This is a genomic window from Staphylococcus sp. AtDRG32 (assembly GCF_004365845.1).
GTDB lineage: Bacteria > Bacillota > Bacilli > Staphylococcales > Staphylococcaceae > Staphylococcus > Staphylococcus hominis.
On the sequence record NZ_SODE01000007.1, the window covers coordinates 71,342 to 80,611 of the forward strand.

The 9,270-nt window shown below is 31.5% G+C and carries 7 protein-coding genes, 6 tRNA genes and 1 rRNA gene; 1 reads left to right on the forward strand and 13 read right to left on the reverse strand.

What is annotated here, in order from left to right:
- The first annotated feature begins 37 nt into the window (after positions 1-37).
- On the forward strand, positions 38-1,108 hold the full coding sequence (locus tag BDW25_RS09360) for a YtxH domain-containing protein (protein WP_243830619.1): 1,071 nt from the start codon (positions 38-40) through the stop codon (positions 1,106-1,108).
- A 57-nt stretch (positions 1,109-1,165) separates the two neighbouring features.
- On the opposite strand, the gene BDW25_RS09365 is transcribed toward BDW25_RS09360, so the two are convergent.
- The 13 genes from BDW25_RS09365 to rrf form a co-directional block, all read right to left on the reverse strand.
- The gene (locus BDW25_RS09365) at positions 1,166-2,026 is read right to left on the reverse strand and encodes an HAD family hydrolase (protein WP_049417932.1); all 861 of its coding nucleotides are present in this window, start codon (positions 2,024-2,026) and stop codon (positions 1,166-1,168) included.
- 63 nt (positions 2,027-2,089) lie between these two features.
- Positions 2,090-2,950 carry an ABC transporter ATP-binding protein gene (locus tag BDW25_RS09370; protein WP_002488142.1) on the reverse strand — a complete coding sequence of 287 codons (861 nt, stop codon included), beginning with the start codon at positions 2,948-2,950 and terminating at the stop codon, positions 2,090-2,092.
- 20 nt (positions 2,951-2,970) lie between these two features.
- Positions 2,971-4,776: a glutamine--fructose-6-phosphate transaminase (isomerizing) gene (gene glmS, locus BDW25_RS09375; RefSeq protein ID WP_049437384.1), complete on the reverse strand. Its 1,806-nt coding sequence runs from the start codon at positions 4,774-4,776 to the stop codon at positions 2,971-2,973.
- Positions 4,777-5,326: 550 nt separating this feature from the next.
- Positions 5,327-6,679 (reverse strand): phosphoglucosamine mutase, encoded by a 1,353-nt coding sequence (gene glmM, locus BDW25_RS09380; protein WP_002448705.1) that lies wholly within the window; start codon positions 6,677-6,679, stop codon positions 5,327-5,329.
- A gap of 28 nt (positions 6,680-6,707) precedes the next feature.
- The gene (locus BDW25_RS09385) at positions 6,708-7,640 is read right to left on the reverse strand and encodes a CdaR family protein (protein WP_133945467.1); all 933 of its coding nucleotides are present in this window, start codon (positions 7,638-7,640) and stop codon (positions 6,708-6,710) included.
- A gap of 1 nt (position 7,641) precedes the next feature.
- Positions 7,642-8,448 (reverse strand): diadenylate cyclase CdaA, encoded by an 807-nt coding sequence (gene cdaA / locus BDW25_RS09390; protein WP_133945469.1) that lies wholly within the window; start codon positions 8,446-8,448, stop codon positions 7,642-7,644.
- A gap of 152 nt (positions 8,449-8,600) precedes the next feature.
- Positions 8,601-8,673, reverse strand: a tRNA-Lys gene (locus tag BDW25_RS09395).
- Between the two features lie 3 nt (positions 8,674-8,676).
- Positions 8,677-8,751, reverse strand: a tRNA-Gln gene (locus BDW25_RS09400).
- A 6-nt stretch (positions 8,752-8,757) separates the two neighbouring features.
- Positions 8,758-8,841: transfer RNA gene (locus tag BDW25_RS09405), tRNA-Tyr, on the reverse strand.
- 10 nt (positions 8,842-8,851) lie between these two features.
- Positions 8,852-8,927: transfer RNA gene (locus tag BDW25_RS09410), tRNA-Val, on the reverse strand.
- A gap of 7 nt (positions 8,928-8,934) precedes the next feature.
- A tRNA-Glu gene (locus BDW25_RS09415) sits at positions 8,935-9,006 on the reverse strand.
- A gap of 1 nt (position 9,007) precedes the next feature.
- Positions 9,008-9,082 (reverse strand) — tRNA-Asn (locus tag BDW25_RS09420).
- A gap of 11 nt (positions 9,083-9,093) precedes the next feature.
- A 5S ribosomal RNA gene (rrf, locus tag BDW25_RS09425) occupies positions 9,094-9,208 on the reverse strand.
- Positions 9,209-9,270 lie beyond the last annotated feature (62 nt).

Here is a 9,270-nt window from a genome sequence, read left to right on the forward strand (position 1 = left end):
CAAATTCTGATATTGTGTATTATATTAACGTAAAGGAGTGCTTATTTTGTTTAAATTTCATAGTTTAGCATTTAAAAATGCTAAGTCACAACTCATAAAAACAATACTATTTAGTTTAGTAAGTTTTATTATTGTATTTGTGGCATTTGTGATTGCTAGAACTTTCTTCATTCAAAACTTTATGCAGATGCAACTAGCAGCACAATTTCAACAGTCATCAGGCGCGTCATTAGTAATGATAATACTCGTCTTGGTCTTAGGATTATTATTTTTTATACTTGCAGGTTATCAATTACTTGCAGGGGCTTTTAATATTATGGCTAAAGCTATTGAAAAAGAAGCTGTTCAATTTTCTGATTTGTTTTTTGCTTTTAAAAAAGGAAAATATGTTAAAAGTCTTCTTTTAGCTTTAATTACTATTATTCTTTATGCTGTATTATATTTAATCACATTAGGATTAAACTTTTTATTTAATAAAGCTTTAACACCATTATTCACATCTATTCAACAGTCAGTAAGTACATCCGATCACGCTATTGGTATTTTACTTACTGTACAAATTATCTTAATTATCATTATGGGATTCATTCTTTCAATCGTATATTGGTTCTTCTTTATATTAATGATTAATTATACTGTATCATTTGCACGTAAAAATGACTTAAGTGCTATAGGTCATTTTAAAGATGGCTTTAAAGGAATTAAAAATGGACGTAAAACTTGGTTCAAATTCTTTTTAGCTATCTTATTAATTAACCTACTCATTATTATCATTACACAACCACTTGGTACAATATTAACTGTATTAACCGGAAATATGTCCCAAAATGTAGCACAAGTGATTTTAATTATTGCTCAAACGCTTATTATTATTGTACGTTTAATTCTATATTTTGTAATTATAATGGGTATTGTTCAATATTTCTTACGTCGCGGTGAGAATGTGAAAAGACCTGTAAAAGAAAAGAAAAAAAGTAAACGAAAAGAAAAAAAAGAAATAAATCATAAAAAAGAAGCGTTAAAAAACGATCCTTCATCTTTTAATGATACAAAAAATCATGTTAAAGAAGACTTAAATCATCAAAAAAATTTAAATAACGATAAATAAATCACTATTCAACACAAAAGGTAAGAAAGCAGGTTTCTCCTACTTTCTTACCTTATTTTAATTTAAAAGATGGTGTTCTAAATATAAAGCCGCGCCATCTTCTTCATTTGTATATTGTGTAGTATCATCAGTAATAGACTGAATTTCTGGACGTGCATTTTTCATTGAAACAGTGTATCCTCCAAATTCAAACATTGCTCTGTCATTATCGCTATCACCAATAACAAGTGTTTCTTCTTGTTTAATATCGAAATGATCTATCATTTCTTTAATTCCAGTGCCTTTATCCACTTGATAAGCCATCGTCTCAGCATTAAACCTTGAAGAATTAGATACGCTAATATTTAATAACACTTTATTTTGTATTAATTCATCTCTAAACGTTTTAATTTTATTTAACTTTTTATTGAAAAGATAAATTTTAGAATAGGCGTCATTTGGAATATCTTTTCTCCAATTAATTTTACCATTCATGGCATCTCGACGTGATTTCCATTCACTTTCACTCACTTCATTTTGTGGATGTTCACTATCAATCATATCTTCCATCCATGATTGATCTTCAATTAGTGAAATTCTATCTCCTTCAAAAGGAAAAACTTCATAATAAATATGTTGTTGTTGAGCCAGTTGCACGATTTTTTTTACACTATCTATTGTCAAACTATGTTTAAATAAAAGTTTATCTTCAATATCACCTCTTGTTCCATTAGAACTAATAACACCATCTACTTTAAAACCTTTTGGTACTAAATTATGAATTTCAGAATAAGAACGTCCTGTTGCTAGAAATACCTTATAATTTTTTTCTCTTAATTGATCAATTACTTCTTTTGTTTTTACAGTCGCTTTATTATCTTCATGCAATAGTGTTCCATCCATATCTAAGAATATTGCTTTAATATTTTCAAATATCATCGTGATACCCTCCATCTAATTCTTTCTTAAAAATTGTGACATTTATTTAACCAAAGTGCAAACTCAATTATATTTTATATAAAGATGATATCGATTTCTATATTGAATGACTTCAATTTGATTATTAAAAAATTTAGACATAATCGAATCAGTTAAAATATCTTTTGTTATTCCTTTATCAAAACAACTACCCTCTTTTAATAAAAATATCTTACTAAATAAAGGAATAATTTCCTCTATGACATGAGTCACGTAAATCATCGTCAAATGAGCGTATGTCTTATTTAAATTTTCTAATAAATATAATAACTGCTCTCTAGCCAAAAAGTCTAATCCTGATGCTGGTTCATCAAGAATAAGCACATCAGGTTGATGTATAAGCGCGCGAGCAATCATTACTTTTTGTTTTTGTCCTGTTGAGAGATATCCTAAATATTGATCTTTATATGATAACATTCCTACTAAATTTAATAATTTTTCTGCTTCTTTAATATGTTCATCAGAATACTCTTTATATAGACCAATAGATTTAAATATGCCGCTTAATACGACATCAATCACTTTCTCACCGTCTTGAAATTTTTCTAATAAACTATGCGAAACAAATCCAATATGTTGACGAACGTTTTCTGCAGAATATCCTTTTTTACCTGGTACCATTTCAAACATTTCTATTTCACCCTGAGATACACTCTCATAAGCATTCATGATATTTAATAGTGTTGTTTTTCCTGCACCATTCAACCCATAAAGAATCCAATTATCTCCCGCTTCAATATGCCAATTTAAATCATTAAGGATTGTTTTTCCGTGTTTCTTTTTATAGATATGCTTTAAATTTATCAAATGATCACCTCTACTTAAAATAAGTGTATGATGATTCTGATTATTTAACAAATTAAATAAAAAACTGAGACATGTCATTCATGTCCCAGCTTTTTGAATTATTCAACTGTAACTGATTTGGCTAAGTTACGAGGTTTATCAACATCTAATCCTCTGTGTAACGCTGCATAATATGCAATTAATTGTAGTGCTACTACTGATACTAAAGGTGTTAATAATTCGTGTACATGAGGAATCACATATGTGTCTCCATCTTTTTCTAAACCTTCCATTGAAATAATACAAGGTTTAGCGCCACGAGCTACTACTTCTTTAACATTACCACGAATTGATAAATTCACATTTTCTTGAGTAGCTAAAGCAATGACTGGCGTATCATCTTCGATTAAAGCAATAGTACCGTGTTTTAACTCTCCACCAGCAAATCCTTCAGCTTGAATATATGAAATTTCTTTAAGTTTTAATGCTCCTTCTAAACTTACATTGTAATCCATCGCACGACCAATAAAGAAAGCATTTCTAGTCGTTTCTAAGAATTCTTTAGTAATTTTTTCCATTACTGGTGCGTCATCTACAATCGTTTCAATTGCAGTTGTTACTTTTGCTAATTCTCTTAATAAGTCAATACCGTTATCGCGTCCATGCGCTTTAGCTACAACTTGAGAAAGAATTGATAATACAGCAATTTGAGCTGTATAAGCTTTAGTTGATGCAACAGCAATTTCAGGTCCTGCGTGTAATAACAACGTATGATCAGCTTCACGAGATAACGTTGAACCTGCTACATTTGTAATTGTTAAAGACTTATGGCCTAATTTATTTGTTTCAACCAATACTGCACGGCTATCAGCTGTTTCTCCTGATTGAGAGATATAAATAAATAAAGGTTTTTCAGATAATAATGGCATGTTATAAACAAATTCTGATGCCACATGAACTTCAGTTGGCACTCCAGATAGTTTTTCAAGATATTCTTTACCAACTAAACCAGCATGATAACTTGTCCCTGCAGCAATGATATAAATACGATCTGCATTCGACACATCTTTAATAATCTCAGAATCAATATTTAAATCTCCATTTTCATCTTCGTATTCTTGAATAATACGACGCATTACTGCTGGTTGTTCATTAATTTCTTTTAACATATAGTGATCATAAATACCTTTTTCAGCATCTGATGCATCTATTTGAGCAGTATACGTTGGACGATCTTGAATATTTCCATCTTTATCTTTAATTGTTACACTTTCTTTTTTAACAATAACAATTTCATGATCATGAATTTCTTTATATTGATTTGTAACTTTAATCATTGCTAATGCATCTGAAGCAATAACATTAAAGTCGTCACCAATACCAACAAGTAAAGGTGATTTATTTTTAGCTACATAAATAGTGTCTTCATCCTCAGAATCTAACATGCCTAAAGCATATGATCCATCTAATAAAGATACTGCTTTAGTGAATGCATCTTCAGTTTCTAACCCTTTATTTGAAAAATATTCTACTAATTGAACGATAACTTCTGTATCAGTTTCTGATTTAAACGTTACATCTGATAAGTATTCGCTTTTTAGCTCTTCATAATTTTCAATGACACCATTATGTACTAAAGTAAAACGTCCATTATTTGATTGATGAGGATGTGAATTAACAGTACTAGGTACCCCATGAGTAGCCCAACGAGTATGACCAATACCAATGTGACCATCAATGTCATTGCTATCTGCTAATTTTCTTAATTCTGCAATACGTCCTTTTTCCTTAAATACAGTAGTACCCTCATCATTGACAACAGCAATTCCTGCTGAATCATATCCTCTATATTCTAATTTTTCTAAACCAGATAATAATAATTCTTTGGCATTATCAAAGCCAATATATCCAACAATTCCGCACATATTTCTTTTTCCTCCATTACATAGTCATATGATAATTTTATCTGCTATATAAAATTTTTTAATTAGACATTGTTCGTTTTTTTGTATTGGATTCTAAACATCATATTTCTATGTCTTCTATTTATTTTATATTTGGCATTCTTATTATAGTTGTACATCTAGTTACCTATATGTTTTAAATAATAAGCTAACGAATGTGCCTCATCCGGAATAGCATCCGCCGATTATATCGATAACTATTCTCCTCGTCTACAATATAATTAGTATGTCTATGAGTATTCTCCTAATTAATACTAAATGATTAACATTCTAATTACTTGTCCAGGCGCTTTGTTTTATTTTTATTACATCTATCCTCCTTTCTTCCAATACTATTTATTTTACCTTTTTTTATTAATCATTTGCAAATATTATTATATTTAATTCATAAACTTATAGTCATAATTTGATATTTAATTTATATTTTTTGATAAAAAATACTCTCTTTAAAGTTTTCAGTTCTACAACTTTAACTTTAAAGAGAGTGTATTCTTGTTTTTTAATGGTACTATTAATTTAATCCCATTTTTTCTTTTACTTTATTAGCAATTGTTTGAGCGTAACGTTCTGCATCTTCATTTGTAGCTGCCTCAACCATTACTCTTACTAATGGTTCAGTTCCTGAAGGTCTAACTAATATTCTTCCTTCACCGTTCATTTCATTCTCAACTTCATCCATAACAGCTTTAACGTCTTCATTTTCAGACACATGATGTTTATCTGTTACTTTTACATTGATTAATGATTGTGGATACTTTTTCATTTGGGCTGCTAACTCACTTAAAGTTTTACCACTTGATTTAATAATAGCTGCAAGTTGTACGCCAGTTAGTAGTCCATCACCAGTCGTGTTATAGTCCATCATTACTATATGTCCAGATTGTTCTCCGCCTAAATTATAATGGCCTCGTCTCATTTCTTCAACGACATATCTATCTCCAACTTTTGTTTTATTTGATTGAATGCCTTCTGTTTCAAGAGCTTTATAAAATCCTAAATTACTCATTACAGTAGATACAATCATATTATTATTTAATTCATGATTTTTATGCATGTCTTGACCAATAATAAACATAATTTGGTCACCATCAATGATGTTACCCTTTTCATCAACAGCAATTAAACGATCTCCATCTCCATCAAAAGCTAAACCAAAATCACTTTCAGTTTCTACAACTTTTTCAGCTAAATGTTCAGGATGAGTAGACCCACATTCATCATTAATATTGTATCCATCTGGATTACAACCAATTGTAACTGTTGTTGCCTCTAAATCACCAAATAAGAAAGGCGCAAGTGAAGAAGTTGATCCATTCGCCCCATCTAATGTAATTTTAAGTCCATCTAAATTTATATCAATAGTAGATTTAAGATAACTTAAGTATTTTTGTGCACCTTCATAATAATCTGAAAAATGCAGAATGTCTTTACCTGCAGGACGTGGTAAATCAGGTTGTTCTTGGTCTAATAATTGTTCAATTTCTTCTTCTTGCTTATCTGAAAGTTTAAAACCATCAGCACCAAAGAACTTAATACCATTGTCAGCTACAGGATTATGAGAGGCAGAAATCATTATCCCTAATTGTGCTCCCATTTCACGTGTTAAATATGCAACACCTGGAGTAGAAATAACTCCTAATCTCATTACTTCTGCACCTATTGATGCTAATCCAGCAATTAAAGCAGATTCTAACATTTCACCCGACACACGAGTATCTCTACCAACTAAAACTCTAGGATGTTTCTCTCCTTCATTATGTGCTAATACATAACCACCATAGCGACCTAGCTTAAACGCTAATTCAGGTGTTAATTCTTTATTAGCTACTCCCCTTACACCATCAGTTCCAAAATATTTTCCCATTTTAATTACTCCTTTATTATCTAGTTTACTATTTTAAATTGACATTTGCTGTGACTTCATTGAATTCAGATTTCTTAACCTGTTTAGGTATTTTGAGTTCAAGAGTTTTATTAGTTGACTCAGTGATATCATCTAAATTTACATCAGCTTCTATGTCATTAATATCCTTCAAATCATCTTTATTACCATAAATTTCTACTTCATTCTCATTTAGTTTAATGTTATCTAAACTTTCATCGTCAGGTAACGAACCCTTTTTAACAGTTTTAATTTTTACTTTTTTACTGTAAGGTTCAAGTTTCACTGACATTTTAACATTATTAGGCTTGATCTGAACGTTTAATTTATTCAATTGCTTGTCAAATGCAGTAATTTCAGCTACATCAGTAGTATCCTCACTGATATTAGTCGCATTTTTAAATGTCGCTTTTAAATATGCAATTTTATCTAATTGCTTTTTACCGCCCGTAACTTGAACAGTATTTTTATTTAAAAAAGCTTCACTTACTTTATAATTTGAATTTATATTGTTTTGTGCAATATCAGGCTGAACATGCATAGTTTTAGTGTCTTTATCTTCCAAAGTGATATACGCATGTTTAGGTTTAACATTATAACTAATATCGTTACTTAATCCCTTAACAATATAATCTTCTTTATAATTTCCAGATTTAGCATTAGATAAATTAACTGTAACCTTGATATCGTCTGAACTTTCTATTTTCAATAACTTTGATTGTGGTCCTGAAATAGTAACATCAACAGTATCTGGTGATTTAGTAACATGTAAATTTTTGGTATTATAAAGAATTTCTACAGGTACATCTTCTATTGTTTTAGAAGAATTCTGAGATAGATTATCATTGTTAAAAATATTGCCAAACACATTATTAACAGAAAGATAAAAAAAGATCGCTAATATTAAGGCAAAAAATCTTAATCCCCATTTACTTTCTAACATGCTATTTCACACCCTTCTTTTGAGCGCGAGCTCCAAACCAATGTTCAGCTAATAACTCTTCGAATACTTCATCAGAAACATCACGTCTTAATTTACCATCGAAAGTAACTGATATTGAACCGGTTTCTTCAGATACTACCACAGTAAATGAGTCCGAAACTTCAGAAATTCCTACGGCTGCCCTATGTCTTGTACCTAAACTTTTAGAAATTTTATTACTATCTGAAAGTGGTAAATAACATGCAGCACTAGCAATTTTAGTATTTTGAATAATCATAGCCCCATCATGTAATGGTGTATTAGGTATAAAAACATTTATCAATAATTCTTGAGATATTGCAGAATTCATTGATATACCAGTTTCAATATAGTCTTGTAATCCAGTTTCCTTTTCAAAAACAATTAATGCTCCAATTCGTCTTTTAGCCATATACTGAACAGCCTTTGATACAGATTGGATTAATTTTTCTTCATCATGACTGTAAGTATTGGTATAGCGTTTAAATAGGCTTCCTCGCCCTAATTGCTCAAGTGCTCGTCTTATTTCTGGTTGGAATATCACAATTAAAGCTAAAACGCCCCATTGAATCACAATATCAAATAACTTTGAGGTAGCAGTTAAATTAAGAAGTTTACTTACTTGTTGTCCAACAACTATAAATAATATACCTTTAAGCAATTGAATTGCTTTAGTTCCTTTAAATACAGTAATGAGAAGATAAAGGACATACCAGACAATAAGTATATCTAATATACTTGTAATAATCTTCAAAGTACTAAGATTATTAAAAAAGTTGGAAAAATCCATAATCTCTCCTCCGTCTATAACTTTCATACTCATAATTATACCAATGAAAGGTGTAACTGTCATACTATGAAAGTCATACTTATAAATTTTTTCATAAACATCACTACTAAAAATGGGTAATAAAAAAGCACCCCATTAAGGAGTGCTTAAAGTGAGCCATAGAGGATTCGAACCTCTGACCCTCTGATTAAAAGTCAGATGCTCTACCAACTGAGCTAATGGCTCTTATGGCTGGGCTAGCTGGATTCGAACCAGCGCGTGACGGAGTCAAAGTCCGTTGCCTTACCGCTTGGCTATAGCCCAATAAGATGGTGGAGGGGGGCAGATTCGAACTGCCGAACCCGAAGGAGCGGATTTACAGTCCGCCGCGTTTAGCCACTTCGCTACCCCTCCGATATTTAAATGGTGGAGAATGACGGGTTCGAACCGCCGACCCTCTGCTTGTAAGGCAGATGCTCTCCCAGCTGAGCTAATTCTCCAAATAAATGACTCCTACGGGACTCGAACCCGTGTTACCGCCGTGAAAGGGCGGTGTCTTAACCGCTTGACCAAGGAGCCATGGCTCCGCAGGTAGGATTCGAACCTACGACCGATCGGTTAACAGCCGATAGCTCTACCACTGAGCTACTGCGGAATAATATTTATGCCTGGCAACGTCCTACTCTAGCGGAACGTCAGTCCAACTACCATCGGCGCTAAGGAGCTTAACTTCTGTGTTCGGCATGGGAACAGGTGTGACCTCCTTGCCATTGTCACCAGACAAGTGAATGATTATACATTCAAAACTAGATAGTAAGTAAAGATTTGCGTCGCAAAACTTGA

Coding starts and splice junctions, on each gene's coding strand:
- BDW25_RS09365 (WP_049417932.1), bottom strand. CDS start 2,026: ATGATATTTGAAAATATTAAAGCAATATTCTTAGATATGGATGGAACA.
- BDW25_RS09370 (WP_002488142.1), bottom strand. CDS start 2,950: ATGACATGTCTCAGTTTTTTATTTAATTTGTTAAATAATCAGAATCAT.
- glmS (WP_049437384.1), bottom strand. CDS start 4,776: ATGTGCGGAATTGTTGGATATATTGGCTTTGATAATGCCAAAGAATTA.
- glmM (WP_002448705.1), bottom strand. CDS start 6,679: ATGGGAAAATATTTTGGAACTGATGGTGTAAGGGGAGTAGCTAATAAA.
- BDW25_RS09385 (WP_133945467.1), bottom strand. CDS start 7,640: ATGTTAGAAAGTAAATGGGGATTAAGATTTTTTGCCTTAATATTAGCG.
- cdaA (WP_133945469.1), bottom strand. CDS start 8,448: ATGGATTTTTCCAACTTTTTTAATAATCTTAGTACTTTGAAGATTATT.